Annotated in this window: 14 protein-coding genes and 1 pseudogene; 3 read left to right on the top strand and 12 right to left on the bottom strand. The window is 62.2% G+C overall.

Going from position 1 to position 16,504, the window contains the following annotated elements; translation table 11 throughout:
• Positions 1-113: 113 nt before the first annotated feature.
• The 4 genes from ABI213_RS09585 to glyQ all read right to left on the bottom strand — a co-directional run bounded on the left by ABI213_RS09585 (position 114) and on the right by glyQ (position 4,654).
• Complete coding sequence (locus ABI213_RS09585) at positions 114-848, bottom strand: lysophospholipid acyltransferase family protein (RefSeq protein WP_348006249.1); 735 nt, start codon at positions 846-848, stop codon at positions 114-116.
• A gap of 65 nt (positions 849-913) precedes the next feature.
• Entirely contained in the window at positions 914-1,489 is a 576-nt protein-coding gene (gene gmhB, locus ABI213_RS09580; protein WP_348006250.1) for a D-glycero-beta-D-manno-heptose 1,7-bisphosphate 7-phosphatase, read from the bottom strand.
• Positions 1,490-1,502: 13 nt separating this feature from the next.
• Complete coding sequence (gene glyS, locus ABI213_RS09575; protein WP_348006251.1) at positions 1,503-3,734, bottom strand: glycine--tRNA ligase subunit beta; 2,232 nt, start codon at positions 3,732-3,734, stop codon at positions 1,503-1,505.
• Positions 3,735-3,736: 2 nt separating this feature from the next.
• On the bottom strand, positions 3,737-4,654 hold the full coding sequence (gene glyQ, locus ABI213_RS09570; RefSeq protein ID WP_348006252.1) for a glycine--tRNA ligase subunit alpha: 918 nt from the start codon (positions 4,652-4,654) through the stop codon (positions 3,737-3,739).
• A 155-nt stretch (positions 4,655-4,809) separates the two neighbouring features.
• On the opposite strand from glyQ, the gene ABI213_RS09565 reads away from it, so the two are divergent.
• Complete coding sequence (locus tag ABI213_RS09565) at positions 4,810-5,034, top strand: hypothetical protein (RefSeq protein ID WP_348006253.1); 225 nt, start codon at positions 4,810-4,812, stop codon at positions 5,032-5,034.
• Positions 5,035-5,110: 76 nt separating this feature from the next.
• On the opposite strand, the gene ABI213_RS09560 is transcribed toward ABI213_RS09565, so the two are convergent.
• From ABI213_RS09560 to ABI213_RS09530, 7 genes are all read right to left on the bottom strand, one after another.
• Positions 5,111-6,190 (bottom strand): type II asparaginase, encoded by a 1,080-nt coding sequence (locus tag ABI213_RS09560; RefSeq protein ID WP_348006254.1) that lies wholly within the window; start codon positions 6,188-6,190, stop codon positions 5,111-5,113.
• Positions 6,191-6,448: 258 nt separating this feature from the next.
• Positions 6,449-7,507: a 2,3-butanediol dehydrogenase gene (locus ABI213_RS09555; protein ID WP_348006255.1), complete on the bottom strand. Its 1,059-nt coding sequence runs from the start codon at positions 7,505-7,507 to the stop codon at positions 6,449-6,451.
• A 141-nt stretch (positions 7,508-7,648) separates the two neighbouring features.
• The gene (locus tag ABI213_RS09550; RefSeq protein WP_348026867.1) at positions 7,649-9,451 is read right to left on the bottom strand and encodes an NAD(P)/FAD-dependent oxidoreductase; all 1,803 of its coding nucleotides are present in this window, start codon (positions 9,449-9,451) and stop codon (positions 7,649-7,651) included.
• 207 nt (positions 9,452-9,658) lie between these two features.
• On the bottom strand, positions 9,659-11,614 hold the full coding sequence (locus tag ABI213_RS09545) for a sigma-54-dependent Fis family transcriptional regulator (RefSeq protein WP_348026865.1): 1,956 nt from the start codon (positions 11,612-11,614) through the stop codon (positions 9,659-9,661).
• A 63-nt stretch (positions 11,615-11,677) separates the two neighbouring features.
• Complete coding sequence (gene lnt, locus ABI213_RS09540; RefSeq protein WP_348026863.1) at positions 11,678-13,228, bottom strand: apolipoprotein N-acyltransferase; 1,551 nt, start codon at positions 13,226-13,228, stop codon at positions 11,678-11,680.
• Positions 13,228-14,115 carry a transporter associated domain-containing protein gene (locus tag ABI213_RS09535; protein WP_348007199.1) on the bottom strand — a complete coding sequence of 296 codons (888 nt, stop codon included), beginning with the start codon at positions 14,113-14,115 and terminating at the stop codon, positions 13,228-13,230. Before ABI213_RS09535 ends, lnt begins: the two co-directional genes overlap by 1 nt.
• A gap of 76 nt (positions 14,116-14,191) precedes the next feature.
• A complete protein-coding gene (locus ABI213_RS09530; RefSeq protein ID WP_348007200.1) occupies positions 14,192-14,881 on the bottom strand; it encodes a GNAT family N-acetyltransferase in 690 nt (229 codons plus the stop codon).
• Between the two features lie 218 nt (positions 14,882-15,099).
• On the opposite strand from ABI213_RS09530, the gene ABI213_RS09525 reads away from it, so the two are divergent.
• A complete protein-coding gene (locus tag ABI213_RS09525; protein ID WP_348007201.1) occupies positions 15,100-15,660 on the top strand; it encodes a DUF308 domain-containing protein in 561 nt (186 codons plus the stop codon).
• A gap of 11 nt (positions 15,661-15,671) precedes the next feature.
• On the opposite strand, the gene ABI213_RS09520 is transcribed toward ABI213_RS09525, so the two are convergent.
• A complete protein-coding gene (locus ABI213_RS09520; protein WP_348026861.1) occupies positions 15,672-16,145 on the bottom strand; it encodes an Lrp/AsnC family transcriptional regulator in 474 nt (157 codons plus the stop codon).
• 136 nt (positions 16,146-16,281) lie between these two features.
• Here ABI213_RS09520 and ABI213_RS09515 point away from each other — a divergent pair.
• A pseudogene (locus ABI213_RS09515) lies at positions 16,282-16,504 on the top strand (ArtI protein); the annotation flags it as partial.

Raw genomic sequence — 16,504 nt, 5'->3', positions numbered from 1 at the left:
CGGTGGGAAGAAGCCACCAACGAGCGAAGATTTTAGACCGCCCGAACACGGCATCAAATCGATCTACCCTCCAAATGGGGGATGTTATCGATCGAAGAACGTGTAAAGACGTATCAGCGGTAAGCCTCGGGGTCTAGGCGGCGCATCTCGGCTTCAATCCAGGCCTGCACCTCGGCCATCAGCTCGTCCGGGCGGCGGCCCACACTGGGAATGGGCTTACCGATAGAAATATCCACAATCCCCGGCTTCTTGATAAAAGCCTTGCGCGGCCAGCATTTGGCGGACGTTACGGCGATGGGGATCACCGGCACGCCGCACTGGATGGCTAGCCGCGTGCCACCCGCCTTGTACTCGCCCACCTGGCCGCGGTCGATACGCGTGCCCTCGGGGAACATGATGATCCAGTTGCCCTGCGCCACCAGCCGCTTGCCCGATGCCACCATCTTTTTGTACGCCGCCGAGGTCTGGCTGCGGTCGATGTGGATCATGTCCATGCAGGCCATTGCCCAGCCGAAAAACGGCACGTACAGCAGCTCTTTCTTGAACACATAGGCCAGCGGGCGCGGCATGATGGCGGGCATCAGCAAGGCCTCCCAGGTGGACTGGTGCTTGACCAGCAGCACCACCGAATCCAGCGGGCCGGTAGGCAGGTTTTCCATGCCGGTGATGCGGTTCTGGATGCCCAAGATCGCCGTGCCGCTGTCTACCGCCAGCTTCAGCCAGCGCGCGCAGGCCCAGTACACCGCCGTCGGCCCGGCAAACAGCCGGATCACGAACACGGCCGAGGCCCAGGGGATGACGGTGACCGCCAAAAACAGCATGTGCAGAACGGAGCGGATCAAAGGCATTTTTAAATTCTTTTAGGCATCTAGCGCAGGTGCGACGTGCACGAGCAGCTATAAATTTAAGAGTATCAGGCCGCAGCCGTTTTGGCAGCCAGCTCGCGTTGGATAAGAAAGGTGGCAAACGCCAGCAGGTCCTGGTGCACCCAGGTGCCCACCGGAAACTCTGCAGGCAGCACACCCAGCCCGCGAAACCGTGCGGCCTTGCCGGTCAGCACCACGTGCGGCTCGCAGCCCACCGCCACCCCGGCCTGCAGGTCGCGCAGACTGTCGCCCACCGTCGGCACGCCGTGCAGGTCGATGCCAAAACGCTCACCAATCTGCTCAAACAGGCCCGGTGCGGGCTTGCGGCAGTGGCAGCCGTCGTCGGGGGCGTGCGGGCAAAAGAACACCGCGTCGATCTTGCCCCCGGCGGCGGCCAGCAGCTTGAACATCTTGGCATGCATGGCGTTCAGCGCCGCCACGTCAAACAGCCCCCGCCCCAGACCCGACTGGTTGGTTGCCACCACCACGTGCCAGCCCGCATGGTTGAGCTTGGCAATCGCCTCCAGCGCGCCGGGCAGCGGCAGCCATTCCTCCGGCGACTTGACGAACTCGTCACTGTCCACATTGATGGTGCCGTCGCGGTCGAGGATGGCGAGTTTCATGGCATCGATCCGATCAGGCTAGTTTGGACAGGTCGGCCACGCGGTTCATGGCGTTGTGCAGACTTTGCAGCAGGCCCAGGCGGTTCAGGCGGACATCAATGGCTTCGGCATTCACCATCACGCCGTCAAAGAAGGCATCCACCGGCGCACGCAGGGCGGCCAGGGATTGCAGGCTGGCAGTGTAGTCACCTGCTTCGAACTGTGCCTGCGCCACGGGGGCGGCTTGCTGCATCGCGGCAAACAAGGCTGCCTCTGCCGGTTCTTGGAACAGCGCCGGGTTGGCGTGCGGGTCCACGGCATCGGCCTTCTTGAGGATGTTGCCGATGCGCTTGTTGGCGGCGGCCAGCGCGGCAGCTTCGGGCAAAGCGGCAAAGGCGCGCACGGCGGCCAGGCGCTTGGGCACTTCGGCCAGGCGCTGCGGGCGCAGGGCCAGAACGGCATCGACCTCTTGGGCGCTGTAGCCCTCTTCGCGCAGGGAGCCGCCCAGGCGGTCGTAGATAAAACCGGTCAAGTTCTCGACGGCGGCTTTATCGAAGACACGCCGGGAGAATCCGCCACCGTGGGCAATCAAGCCGCCTTTCGCCTCCACCAGCTTGTGCGCCAGCTCCTTGGCTTGCTGGCGGTCCCACACCTCACGCTGTATCGCCTCGTCATCGAGTGCGTAAAACGCGCTGCCCAATAGCGTTTGGAGGTCCATCGGCAGGTTCTTCTCCACCAGCATGCGGATCACCCCCAGCGCATGGCGGCGCAGCGCAAACGGGTCTTTGTCGCCGGTGGGCAGGTTGCCAATGCCGAACATGCCGACCAGGGTTTCCAGCTTGTCGGCCAGCGCCACGGCCACGCCCACGGGGTTGCGCGGCAGGGTGTCACCGGCAAAACGGGGTTTGTAGTGGTCTTCGATGGCATCGGCCACATCGGCATGCAGGCCGTCGTTCAGCGCGTAGTAGCGGCCCATGGTGCCTTGCAGCTCGGGGAATTCGCCCACCATGTCGGTGACCAGATCGGTCTTGGCCAACTGGGCGGCTTGGTCGGCCTGCTGGGCCAGCGCGTCGCCGCCGAGTTGCTGGGCGATGGCTTTGGCAATGGCGCGCACACGCAGTACGCGCTCACCTTGCGAGCCGAGTTGGTTGTGATAAACCACCTTGTCCAGCCCGGCAACCCGCGACTCCAGCGTCTTCTTACGGTCTTGGTCAAAGAAGAACTTGGCATCGGCCAACCGTGGGCGCACCACGCGTTCGTTGCCGCCGATGACCTGGCTGGCATCCGCCGGGCTGATGTTGCTGACGATCAAGAACTGGTTGGTCAGCTTGCCGACGGCATCCAGCAGTGGAAAGTACTTCTGGTTGGCCTTCATGGTCAAGATCAGGCATTCCTGGGGCACGCCGAGGAATTCTTCTTCAAAGCTGCAAACCAGCACATTCGGGCGCTCCACCAGAGCGGTCACTTCGTCCAGCAGCGCTTCATCTTCGATAGCACGTACCCCACCACCAATCTGCGCCGCAGCCTGATTGAGCTGTGCAACGATATCGGCGCGGCGGTCGGCGAAGCTGGCGATGACGGCACCGTCGCGGGCCAGGGTTTCGGCGTAGCTGTCGGCATCTTTCAACACCACCGGCTCCACGGCGGCTTCAAAACGGTGGCCGTGGGTGGTGTTGCCAGACTGCAGGCCCAGGGCCTCCACGGGCACGATGTCACTGCCGTGCAGCGCCACCAGGCCATGCGCGGGGCGCACGAAGCTAACGCTGGTCCAGCCGGGCTGGGCGCAGCCGCTGGCGAGTTGGTAGGTCATCACCTTGGGGATGGGCAGCTTGGCAATCGCTTCCAGCAGGGCTTTTTGCAGGCCCTCTTGCAGGCGGGCACCGGCCACGGTACGTTCAAAAAACAGGGCTTCGGCCTTGCCGTCCATGGCACGCTTCAAACCGGCCACGGCTTCTGGCCCGGCACCCAGGGCTTGCAACTTTTTCAACAGCGCGGGGGTGGGTGCTCCGTCGGCGGTCAGGCCTACGGCCACGGGCATCAGCTTGGCGGAAACGGCCTTGTCAGCGGCGAAGGGAGCTACGGCGGTGATGTGCGCGGCCAACCGGCGAGGCGAAGCAAAGGCGGTGAGCTGCGACTCGGCAGTGGCCAGGCCCTGGGCCTTGAGTTGCTCCAGCAGCATGGAAGCAAAGGCATCGCCCAGCTTCTTCAAAGCCTTGGGTGGTAGCTCTTCAACAAACAACTCCACCAGTAAATTCTTAACGCTCATAGTCAGGCGGCTTTCTTTTCAATCTGGGCCAACACTTCAGCCGCCCATTCTTTGGGCGCCATGGGGAAGCCCAGGCGGGCGCGGCTGTCGAGGTAGCTTTGGGCCACGCTGCGGGCCAGGTTGCGGATGCGGCCCATGTAGGCGGCGCGCTCGGTGACGCTGATGGCTCCGCGTGCATCCAGCAGGTTGAAGCTGTGCGCGGCTTTCAGCACCTGCTCGTAGGCGGGTAGCGCAAGTTGCTCGGTGATCAGGTGTTTGGCCTGCTTTTCGTGGGCGGTGAAGGCGGTGAACAGGAAGTCAGTGTCGCTGTGCTCGAAGTTGTAGGTGGATTGCTCGACCTCGTTCTGCTTGTACACGTCGCCATAGCTCAGGCCATCGGTCCAGACCAGGTTGTAGACGTTGTCCACGCCTTGCAGGTACATGGCCAAGCGCTCCAGGCCGTAGGTGATTTCGCCGGTGGCAGGTTTGCAGTCGATACCGCCGACCTGCTGGAAGTAGGTGAACTGGGTGACTTCCATACCGTTGAGCCAGACTTCCCAGCCCAGGCCCCAGGCGCCCAGGGTGGGGTTTTCCCAATCGTCTTCGACGAAGCGGATGTCGTTCTTTTTCAGGTCAAAGCCCAGGGCTTCGAGCGAGCCAAGGTACAGCTCCAGAATGTTGGCCGGGGCAGGCTTCAAAACCACCTGGTACTGGTAGTAGTGCTGCAGGCGGTTCGGGTTCTCGCCATAGCGGCCGTCCTTGGGGCGGCGGCTGGGCTGCACGTAGGCGGCTTTCCATGGCTCGGGACCAATTGCTCTTAAAAATGTAGCGGTATGCGAAGTACCCGCGCCCACTTCCATGTCGTAGGGCTGTAGAAGTGCACAGCCTTGCTCAGCCCAATAGGACTGCAGGGTCAAAATAATTTGCTGGAATGTCTTCATGGAGGTCTGCAAAGGGGAGATCGCCGGGGGCGGCAATTTAACCTTTGATTTTACGGGGCTGTGGAATATGTCACGTAATGCACACCAGCTCGCCTTTGGCATGGCGCACAATCGTTACATTTATTCACATCAAGCCAAGGGAGAAAGGGGCCACCATGGAACAAGCAGGCAGCAACTTCAGCTGGTTTATGGCGTATCTGATCGCCAGCGTCCTGTTGATTGCGAGCGTGGCTGCAGGGATCATGGTGTGGCAACACCGCAAACACAAACGCGATCGGCGGCGGACGGCCAGAAAGGCCCGGGCCCGCGTTAGGGCTTGGCGAGATGGCAAGTCAACCCCTTCCCAGCAAGCCGAACTTGGACAAAAAAAAGGCCACTAGCGCATATTCCACATGCGCTAGCAGCTCTTATTTATGTAGTGAACAGGCTAGCAAACCGCCTGTCCATTACTGGAGATCAATACTCCCAAAAAATACGCTGCAGTTCCTTGGTGTCGCTGGTCTTGGTCAGGGCAACCATGGCCAGGATGCGGGCCTTTTGGGGGCGCAGATCGTGGGCCACCACCCAGTCGTACTTATCATCAGGTTGCTCGGCATTGCGCAGCACAAAGCCGTCGGGCACGCGGGCGCTGCGGATCACGATGGCACCGTCGGCGCGCACTTTTTGCAGGTAGGGCACGATGCGGTCGGCCACGGAACCGTTACCAGGACCGCCGTGGATCAGCGCCTTGATACCGCTCTTGCCCAAGGCTTCAATGGCGGTGGGGGACACGCCTTCGTAGCCCATGGCAATTTCGACCTTGGGCAGGGTGGTGATGGTGTCGATGTCGAACTCAGACGTCATGGTGTTGCGCTTGATCGGCGCACGGAACCAGTAATTCTTGCCTTCCACAACCATGCCCAAAGGACCCCATTGGCTGGAGAACGCGTTGGTCTTGATGTTGACGTTTTTGCTGACATCGCGGCCGCTGTCGATGGTGTCGTTCATGGTCAGGAGCACGCCCTTGCCCATGGCATCCTTGCTGCCCGCCACGCTCACCGCGTCAAACAGATTCAGCGCGCCGTCGGCCGACAAAGCGGTACCCGGACGCATCGAAGCCACCATCACGATGGGCTTGTTGGTGTGCTCCACCAGGGTCAGGAAGTAAGCGGTTTCTTCCACGGTGTCGGTGCCGTGGGTGATGACGATGCCGTCCACATCGGCTTGCTTGGCCAGCGCGGACACGCGGCGGGCCAGAGTCAGCAGGTTGTCGTCGGTCAGGCTTTCAGACGCCACCTGGAACACCTGCTCGCCACGCACGTTGGCGATGTTGGCCAGCTCGGGCAGACCGGCAATCAGCTTGTCCACACCCACCTTGGCGGCGGCATAGGTGGCGCTGTTCAGGGCCGAGGCACCGGCACCGGCGATGGTGCCGCCGGTGGCCAGAATGACGACATTGGGTTTGGGTGTCTGGGCGTGGGACAGACTGACCAAAGCCGACAGGGCCGCGATGGCAGCTCCGGCGACGAATTTTTCGATCTTGAAATGGGCGCGCATGGGAGGATCTCTGGTGAAATTGTTGGGACAAAAAGCACCTCGTTTTCGAGGTGCCTGATGGTAGCGATGGGCACCAAAAATGGGTATGCAAGTCCCATGCCTTGTGCGTATAACCCCGTCACGATCTTGTCATAAGGTTATGTTGGGCACCGCTACCAGATGCCGTGGACCGAGTTATTGAGGCCCAGCCCCTTCTGCTCCTTGGAGAAACCAGCGGTGCGCCTCACCGCCACACCGCTGGCGCTCCACCTCAAAAAATCACGGGTGGACAATGATTTTCACTGCCGATTCGTTGTTGTGGATCAGCGTCTCGAACCCCTTGGAAATCAAATCGTCCAGAGCGATGCGCTGGGTGATGAAAGGCGCCAGATTGATTTTCCCGGCTTCGACCAGTTGAATGGTTTCCTGGTGGTCGTTGACATAGGCAATGGTGCCCCGTACATCCAGCTCTTTCATCACCACGCTGTGCACACTCACTGTGGCCGGGTGACTCCAGATCGACACAATCACCACAACGCCCCTGGGTTTCATGGCCGCGACCAAGGTGTCCAACACCTTGTTGACGCTGCTGCACTCGAACGCCACATCCACACCCCGACCGCCGGTAATCTTCATCACCTCCGCCAACACATCGACTTCAGAGGGGTCCAGCACGTGGTCTGCTACGCCGGATTCTCTGGCCTTTTCTTTGCGTTTGGCGCTGAGCTCGGTGATGATCACCGTCAGCCCCTTGGCTTTCAAAATGGCGGACAACAACAAGCCGATCGGCCCAGCGCCCCCCACCAGCGCGATATCGCCTGCTTTGGCACCACTGCGCACGAAGGCGTGGTGCCCCACCGACAACGGTTCAATCAAAGCAGCTTGGTCCAAGGGGATGGCGTTGGAAATGGGGTGAACCCAACGGCGTTGCACAGCAATCTTTTCAGACAGACCACCGCCACGGCCACCCAGGCCAATGAAATTCATGTTTTTTGACAGGTGGTAATTGTCGCCAGGCCCTGTTGGCACGTCATCGGCAACGATGTACGGCTCCACCACCACATGCTGCCCGACTTGCATGTCGTCAACGCCTTCTCCAACGGCATACACCACCCCTGAAAACTCATGCCCCATGGTGATCGGCGCCGATTCGCCGGAAATGGGGTGGGGATGGCCACACGGTGGAATGAAAATCGGGCCGTCCATGAACTCGTGCAAATCGGTGCCGCAAATGCCACACCACGCCACCTGGATGCCTACGGTGCCTGCGGTGACTTCGGGTTCTGGAATGTCTTCAATGCGGATATCGCCTTTGTCGTAAAAACGTGCTGCTTTCATGGGAATGGTGTCCTTTTCAATGCAAAGTAAATGCTGCGGTTCGCCATCGCGTTCAGGGTTCAAGCTTCGCGAAGCTGGCGCCCGTGCGCGGTCCAATAGCCATCAGGGTCGGGCGAAACACGCCCGACCCTGATGGGAGAGTCAGCGCAGGTGGTGCACCGGTCCCATGCCGTACACCGGCGTGAGAATGCCTTCCATGCGCGCCTTCAGCTGCAGCGCCAGGAACTCCGAGTAATGGCGCGACTGGTGCATGTTGCCGCCGTGAAACCACATCTGCGGCTGCGCCGTGGGCTTCCACATATTGCGCAGCTCGCCCTCCCACGGACCGGGGTCCTTGGTGGTGCCAGAGCCCAGCCCCCAGCACTTGCCGACCCGGTCCGCCACCTCCTGCGACACCAGCTTGGCGACCCAGCCGTTCATCGAGCCATAGCCTGTGGCGTAGACCACCAGGTCGGCCGGTAGCTCGGAGCCGTCGGTAAAGCTCACCGAATGCGGGTTCAGCCGCTCGATGTTGACCCCGCTCTTGAGCTTGATGCGCCCATCGGCCACCAGCTCTGACGCACCCACGTCGATGTAGTAGCCCGAGCCGCGCCGCAGGTACTTCATAAATAGGCCCGAACCGTCCTCGCCGAAGTCGAGCAGGAAACCCGCGCGCTCCAGCCGGGCGTAGAAGTCGGCATCGCGCTGCTTCATGGCGTCGTACACCGGGATGTGAAAGGTGTGCATGATCTTGTACGGCACCGAGGCGAAGGTCAGGTCGGCCTGGTTGGTGGTCACGCCCTTGGCCAGTGCTTCCTCGGAATACAGCTTGCCCAAGGCCAGCTCCATCAACGAATCAGAACGGGCAATGTGGGTGCTGGAGCGCTGCACCATGGTCACGTCAGCCCCGTTCTCCCACAGGTCGGCGCAAATGTCGTGGGCCGAGTTATTGGAGCCCAGCACCACCACTTTCTTGCCCGCGTAAGCCTCGCCACCAGGGTGCTGGCTGGAGTGGTGCTGCACGCCCAAGAAAGACTCGGCACCGGCCACCTTGGGCACGTTGGCAAAGCCGGAAACGCCGAGTGCAAACACCAGTTGCTTGGGCCGCAGCACCACTTTGCGGCCTTCTCGCAGCACGGTCACGGTCCATTCCTGGGTGGTTTCGTCAAACTGCGCGCTCTGGCATTCGGTGGAGCTCCAGTAGTTCAGCTCCATCACCTTGGTGTACATCTCCAGCCAGTCGCCCACCTTGTCCTTGGGGGTGAACACCGGCCAGTCGTCGGGAAACGGCATGTAGGGCATGTGGTCGTACCAGACCGGGTCGTGCAGGCACAGCGACTTGTAGCGGTTGCGCCAGGAGTCCCCGGCGCGCGGATTCTTCTCGATGATCAGCGTGGGCACGCCCAGCCGTTTGAGCCGCGCCCCCAGGCCGATGCCGCCCTGCCCGCCGCCGATGATGACCACGTAAGGCTGCTCGGTGGTGCCCAATGCGGCCTCGTACTGGGTTTTACGTTCCAGCCAGTTCTGGCGGTCTTTCTGCGCGCCGTGTTCTGCGCCCTTGATGCGGCGTGGCCCCTTCTTCTCCTCGAAGCCCTTGAGCTCGGTCATGGTGGTCAGCAGTGTCCAGCATAGGCCGCCCTTCAAACGCAGCTGGCCACGGCCGCGCGCCACTAACGTCTCAAAGGTAAACCAGGCATCGACCACACCGTCGGCCTCGTGGCCCTCGCCTTCGATCTGCCAGTGGTCGGGCTGCACGCGGGCCAGGGTGCTGTCCAGCATGTCGCGTATCTGGTCGCGGCCCTCCACGGTTTTGATGTTCCAGGTAAAGGCGACCAGGTCGCGCCAGTAGCACTCGGGCGCGAAAAGGGTTAGCGCTACGTCCACGTCGTGCGCCGTGAGCGCCGCACCAAAGCGGTCCAGCCAGGCTTGCACCTGCTGGCTGGGGGAATGCACAGAATCGGTCATACAGCTTGTCTCCGTTATCGTTGGTAAGTTCATCACCGGGTCGCCCCGGCCAGGTCTTACCGCAAACGCTGTGCCCACCAACACTGCAACCACGCACGGATCGCAAGCTTTTGATTCAATTCAATTTTTTCTGTATCTCCAGGCACAACGCTGCCGCGTGCAACTGTCACAGCGTGACACCTGCCTCAGACCAATGTGTGACAGCTGTCACATCGGCGGCAGGCTCTCACCCCCATGGTTGGGCGAGGTGATCCCCCAGCGCTGCATGCGCCGGTAGACCGTCATGCGCGACACCTGGAGTTGACGGGCCACGGCGGTCACATTCCAGCCAGCCGCACGCAGTTCGTGGGCCAAGGCGGCGGCATCGCCCTCGCCCGCCGCGTGCGCTACAGCAATGTGCGGGCCTGGCATCTCGCCCAAGCGGTCCGGCAGATCGGCCAGGGTGATGAGGCCCTTGCGGCAGACACTGCGGGCGTACTCGACCACGTTGTGCAACTCGCGCAGATTGCCCGGCCAGCGGTAGGCCAGCAGCCAGGCACGCGCATCGGGGGCCAGCATGGGCACATCAGCACCGTCTGTGGTGGATTGCAGCATCTGGTCCAGCATCCAACCCAGATCCTGCCGCTCGCGCAGCGCGGGCAGGCGGATATGCGCCCCATTCAAACGGTAATACAGGTCATCGCGAAAGCGCCCCTCCCGCACCAGCACTTCCAGATCGCAGTGGGTGGCGGCGATGACGCGCAGGTTCACGGGTACCGGCCGCATGGCCCCGATGGGCAGCACTTCGCGTTCGGACAGTACGCGCAGCAGCCGCGCCTGCAGCGGGCGCGGCATGTCGCCAATCTCGTCCAGAAACAAGGTGCCGCCATCGGCCTCCTGGATCAGCCCGCGCTTGACCTTGCTGCCTGCGCCGGTAAAGCTGCCCGGCAGGTGGCCAAACAGCTCGCTTTCAATCAGGGTCTCGGGAATCGCCGCGCAATTGACCGCCACAAACGGGCGACTGCGTCGGGCACTGCTGGCGTGCAAGGCCTTGGCCAGCACTTCCTTGCCGGTACCGGTTTCGCCAGTGAGCAGCATGCTGACGGGCGAGTTGAGCAGGCGTGCGGCACGCTCGATCTGCCGATCCAACGCCGGATCGCCGCCGGATAACCGGGCCAGGGGCGCAGGCAGCGGGCTCTCCGGTGCGGGGTACGTCGAAGGATCTGGCACCCTGGGCCAGCGGGTAGGCGGCGGCGTGGCGAGCAAAAACAGCAAACGGGCGCTGCCTGCCAGCGCCACAGCCCGCTGGTCGGTGGGGCGGCCCTGCACAAAGCGGCCCAGGTCGTTGAAATCCAGGTGGAAGATGCGGTCCAGCCGTTGGCCCAGCACGGGGGCAGTGTGCAGTGGCTCCAGCAGCAGTTGGGCCCGTCGGTTGTGTCCGATGATGCGACCGCCCGCGTCTAGGGCCAGCAGATATTCGGGGTTGACATCCAGAAACTGCGGTGCCGCACTCACACGCAAAATCCAGTCGTGGCGAAAGCGCTGTAGAAAACTGGCGTTCTCCACATGCTGGGCATACACCTTCACCAATTGCAGCGCCAGATGCTGGCTGTCCTTGGGCAAGGGGGAGCGCAGCGCCGAAATATCCAGCACGGCGGTCAGTTGGCCCAGCGCGTCGAAGACCGGCGCGGTGGTGCAGGTCAGCGGAATATGGGTGGCATCAAAATGGTCGCCCTGGTGCACGGTCAAGGCTTCTCCGGTGCTGATGCAGGTGCCCACACCGCAGGTGCCGGCTACCGATTCGCTCCAGTCCGCGCCCAGGCACAGCCCGGCTTTGCGCATGGGCTGGTCGTATTGCAGGTCACCAATGAAATCGACGGTGATGCCGCGCGCATCGGTCAACAGCACCACATAGCCCATGCCTGCCACCTGCTGGTACAGCGTTTCCATGCCGTGGCGGGCAATCTGCAAAAACGCCTCCATCTGGTCTTGCCGTTCCCGCAACCGCGCGTGCGGCAGGATGATGGCCTCCTGCATACGGGTGGGGTCGAGTTGGTGCTGCTGCACACAACGTGTCCATGAGTTGCGGATGATGCTGTCATGCCCCTCGGTACCGGCCACCGGGCTGCTGCCGCTGGACAGGCGCATGACCTGGGCGATGTGTTGCTGCTGGGAAGAATGCATGGACCTGTCTCCTGTGCAGCTGTCCACCGCCGGTGGAAGCCGGGCCTCTGCGGGCCAGAAGCACTATAGCCTGCGCGCCCTGCGTCCGCCCATCCAAGCCAGCGCCCAGGCCAGCAAACCCAGGCCCCACAGCGGCCACAGCCCCATGCGGGACACCCACCAGGCGTAAGGCGTAATGCGCCAGCCGCTGGTGGCGTTCAAGCCGCGGCCGTCCACCTCGCCCACCAGCACATCGCGCGTCAGCCGGGGCAGCGACAGCACCACGCGGCCCCGGTGGTCGATGATGGCCGTGGCCCCGGTGTTGGTGGCACGCAGCATGGGCCGTTCGAACTCCAGCGTGCGCATGCGCGAGATGGCCAAGTGCTGGTCTATGGCCAGCGAGTCGCCAAACCAACCGATGTTGCTGATGTTGACAAAGATGGTCGGGGCCTGTGCCGGGTCTATGAAACGCGCGCCCAGCTCTTCACCAAACAAATCTTCGTAGCAAATATTCGGTGCCAGGCGCTGGCCTGCCACCACCAGGGACGGCTGGCCCACCGCACCCCGGTTGAAGTCGCCCAGCGGGATGTTCATCATCTCGGTGAACCACTTGAACAGCGGCGGAATGAACTCACCAAACGGCACCAGATGGTGCTTGGCATACGTGTAAGGCTTGGGGCTGCCGGGTTGCAGGCCGACCACGGCATTCAGGTAGCCTTCTTTGGCATTGCCCAGCGGCACGCCGACCAAGGCGGTTTGCCCGCCGCTGGCAAAACGCTGCAGCAAACCTGCCCAGTAGCCCGCAGGCAACTGCTGCGGCAGCATGGGGATGGCGGTCTCGGGGGCCACCACCAGCGGGGTGCGGGCCTGGGCCAGCTGCGCGCCGTACCAGTTCAGCGCCACCGGCACACCGGCACCCAGTTCAAACTTTTCATCCTGCGGAATATTGCCCTGCAGCAAGGTCACCGGCAGGCTGGCCGCCGGGTCGTTGGGGGGCAACACCACCGAATCGGCAGATGCCACCAGCAGCGCCACCAAGGCCAGCACACGCCATTGGCGCAGCACCACACAAGCCGCCACCAACGAGGCCACCCAGCCCACGCCATACACCCCCACATAGCGCGCCAGCACCGCCAGCCCATCGAGCTGGGCGTAGCCGCCCGCACCCCAAGGGAAGCCGGTCAGCCACTGCCCGCGCGCCAGTTCGGCTAGCAACCACGAAAATGCAAAAACAATAGCACGCGCCGCAGGTGGAATCTGCGCCAGAGCCTTAAAACACCCACATGCCAGCGCATACAGCAGCGCCAGGGCTGCGGCCAACCCGCCCACGGCCAGCACGGCCAGCACCGCAGGCAGACCGCCGTAGGTGTGCATGGAAATAAACAGCCACCAGAAGGTGCCGCTCAGCCAGGCCCAGGCGAACACCCAGCCCAGCAGCGCCGCGCGCCGGGGCGTGGCAGCGCGCTCTACCAGCCAGTAAAGGCCCGCCATGGACAGCAGTTGCAGCCACCACAGCGGCTGGCCGTTCCAGGGGTTGGCGAGGGAGAGGGCCTGTGCGCCACCGAACAAAGCGGCCAGCAGGATTTCGCCCAGCGCAGGTGGTGTGCGGCTGGGGCTGCGGAACAGGCCGCGCATCAACCGGTCAGGTCGGTATCGGCCACCGGCGACACCTTGAACCAGCGCACCGCGCCGCCCTTGGCGTGCAGCACCACAAAGTTCAGCCCGGCCATGGCATGGTGTTCACCGCGCTTGGGCACATGGCCCATTTCGTGGGCGATCAGGCCGCCGATGGTGTCGAAATCGTCTTCGGGGTCGGTGCTGGCCAGCTTTACGCCAAAAGCCTCGTTGACACGCTCGATGGAGGTGTCCCCGCTGACGCGGTAGGTGCGGTCGGCCAGGCCAAAGATGTCGCCCTCGTCCTCGGCAATATCGAACTCGTCTTCGATCTCGCCGACGATCTGCTCCAGCACGTCTTCAATGGTGATCAGCCCGGCGATGCGGCCAAACTCGTCGACCACAATGGCCAGATGGTTGCGGTTGCCGCGGAACTCGCGCAGCAGGTCGTTCAGGCCCTTGGTTTCGGGCACAAACACCGCTGGGCGCAGCAGGGCGCGGATGTTCAGCTCCGGCGCCCGCTGCAGCTTGAGCAGGTCTTTGGCCATCAGGATGCCGATGATGTTTTCTTTTTCGCCCTCGTAGACCGGGAAACGCGAGTGGGCGGTTTCGATCACGATGTGCAGCAATTCGTCAAACGGTGCGGCAATGTTGAGGCGGTCCATGCGCGTGGCCGCCACCATCACTTCGCCTGCGGTCATGTCGGCCATGCGGATCACCCCCTCCAGCATGGCGCGCGACTCGGCACCAATGATGTGGTTGCCCTCGGCTTCGGACAGGGTTTCTAAGAGTTCGTCGCGCGAATCGGGTCCAGGGTGGATGAATTCGGCGAGTTTTTGCAGAAAGCCACGCTTGTCTTCCCTTTCAGGGACAGAGGAGTACGAGCGCGCGGGGTAAGGGTCTGACACAGCCTTGGATGCAGGACGTGCGGTTGTTAAGGAACGCTAAGGATAGCTGATCCCCACGACAGCCACCGGAAAACCCTCAGGCGGCCGACTTGTGGCGGGCATCCTTGATGCCCTGGCGCACGCTCTGCAGGCCGCTGAGCAGGTCCCAGAAGTTTTTCGCCTGGGTCTTGAACTGGTAGTCGGTCTGGGCCATCTGTTCGGCCAACATTTCGGTAACGCGGCTGTCCAAGGTGGCGGGTGACAGCCGCAAAAACGCCTCGGCTTCAGAACCATCGCGCTCCACGGTGGCCCCGGCCTTGCGGGCGATTTTCAGCATGGCGGTGTTTTCGCTCAGGGCGTGGACAAACAGCAGCTCCACCCCTTCGTTGCTGGCGTGCATGGTGGCCCGGTCGAACAGGCGCGCTCCGTAACCCCGGCCACGGGCCGTGGGCCGCACCGACACGCCAAATTCGGCGCACGATTTGAACTGCGGATTCACCGAATACGCCAGGTGCGCCATGGCGATCAGCTCCAGCTTGCGGTTGTAGATACCGAAGATGTCGTCTTTCGCAAAATTGAGGCCGTCCACGTACGCCAGGATGTTGCGGTCGGCGGCGTTGTAACCAAAGCGCAGGTAGCGGTCGCGCGTGTCCAGCGCCAGCAAGTGGGAGGCAATCCGCTCGCGGTGGCCCACGCCCAAAGAGCGAATGGGCACCAAAATGGGCGCGGCTGCACGGGAGGCGACCAGGGCCAAAGGTGCAGTAGGCGGTTTTTGAGGATCGAGCATCCTCGGAATATACGGGTTTTCCCTTAAGAATCTACGCTAACTCCCTGCCTAACAGGAGAACTAGAGACCGCGCTCCAAATCCATGCCAAATAATGCCGCCCAGACCGGTCGAAAAACAACAATTTACAGTGCACACAAATGCAAGACGGCATAAACTTTGCGTTCACACCGTAGGCAAAAGCAATTTACGGTATTTCTTCACAGACAGGACGTGCGAAATGCGCATACACACCGATTATTTTTTGACCCAAATGGGCCGCCAATGGGGTTGGGTGGTGTTTCGCGGGCTGGTGGCGATCGTGTTTGGAGGGCTGGCCTTGCTGGTGACCAACCGTGAATTCGAAGCCCTGACGCCCATCTGGGGCGGCTATGTGATTGCCGACGGCTTCCTGGCCCTGCTCACGGCCTACCAAATCCGCGAAAAAAACCGCCCCTGGTGGTCGCTGGCCGTAGTGGGGCTGGTCGGTGTGTTGGCCGGGTGTTTCATCTTTGCCTTGCCAGGTAAAACCATGGGCTTGCCATCGCTGGTAGCCCTGTGGTCGTTGGCCATGGGTGCATTCCAGATTGTGGCGGCTCTACGTATGCGCCAGTCCATCAAGGGCGAATGGAGCCTGATCTTGTCGGGTGCGCTGGCGGTATTGTTTGGCGTGCTGCTGCTCATCATCCCCAGCAGCTACACCGTACTCATTGATTGGCTGATTACCGGGTTTTCCGTCAGTTTTGGCGGGCTGGTCATCGCCTTCGGACTGCGCCTGCGCAACGCCGCCTACGCGGCCTGAGTTTCGGCGGTTTACACCGGTAAGGCCGTGGTGGCCTTCACGTGGTCGAGCACAAAGCTGGTTTTGCAGTCTTCCACGCTGGGATGTTTAAGCAGCGTGTCCATGATGAAGCGTGCGTAGGCTGCCATGTCGGCCACCACCACACGCAGCAGATAGTCCATCTCGCCGGTCAGCGACGCACATTCCACCACCTCGGGCCAGGTTTGCACGCTAGCACGGAACACGTCCATCGGGTTGCGCTTGTGGCTTTCGGTGTGTTTTTCCAGCCGCACATTGAGGTAGGCCGTCAGCCCCAGGCCCACGGCCTCGGGTTTGACCAGCGCCACGTAGCGGTCAATCACCCCTGTGTCCTCCAGCCGCTTCACGCGGCGTAGCACGGCGCTGGGCGAGAGGCTCACCTGCTCTGAAATCTGGTCGTAAGTTGCCCGGCCGTCGGCTTGCAGGCTGCGCAAAATGAGGCGATCTATCTTGTCTAATGCTTCCATGCAAACTATTTTGCAGCTTAGCTGCGTAGATGTCGAAAATGTTTCTGTATTCGCATAAAAATTGTGTCCACGCGGTACTACAGTGAACCGCAGTTCTCGCCTCTCCCCTACTCCACTACTCCACTACAGGAACACCATGAAGCTCACGTTACGCCGCGCCGCCGCCCTGTTCGCGTTGACCCTGGGCAGCGCCCTGGGCGCACAGGCTCAAACCGCCTCGACGCTGGACACCGTGGTGCAAACCGGCGTGCTGCGCGCCTGCACGCCGGGCGACTACAAACCCTTCAGCTTCCTGCGGGCCGATGGCGTGTTTGAAGGCATCGATGCCGACTTGGCGCAGTCACTGGGCAAGGCTTTGG

This window comes from Rhodoferax sp. (genome assembly GCF_039922535.1).
Classification (GTDB): domain Bacteria; phylum Pseudomonadota; class Gammaproteobacteria; order Burkholderiales; family Burkholderiaceae_C; genus Rhodoferax_B.
Note: the sequence above shows the minus strand (reverse complement) of the source record. Positions and strands in the feature narration are given on the sequence as shown.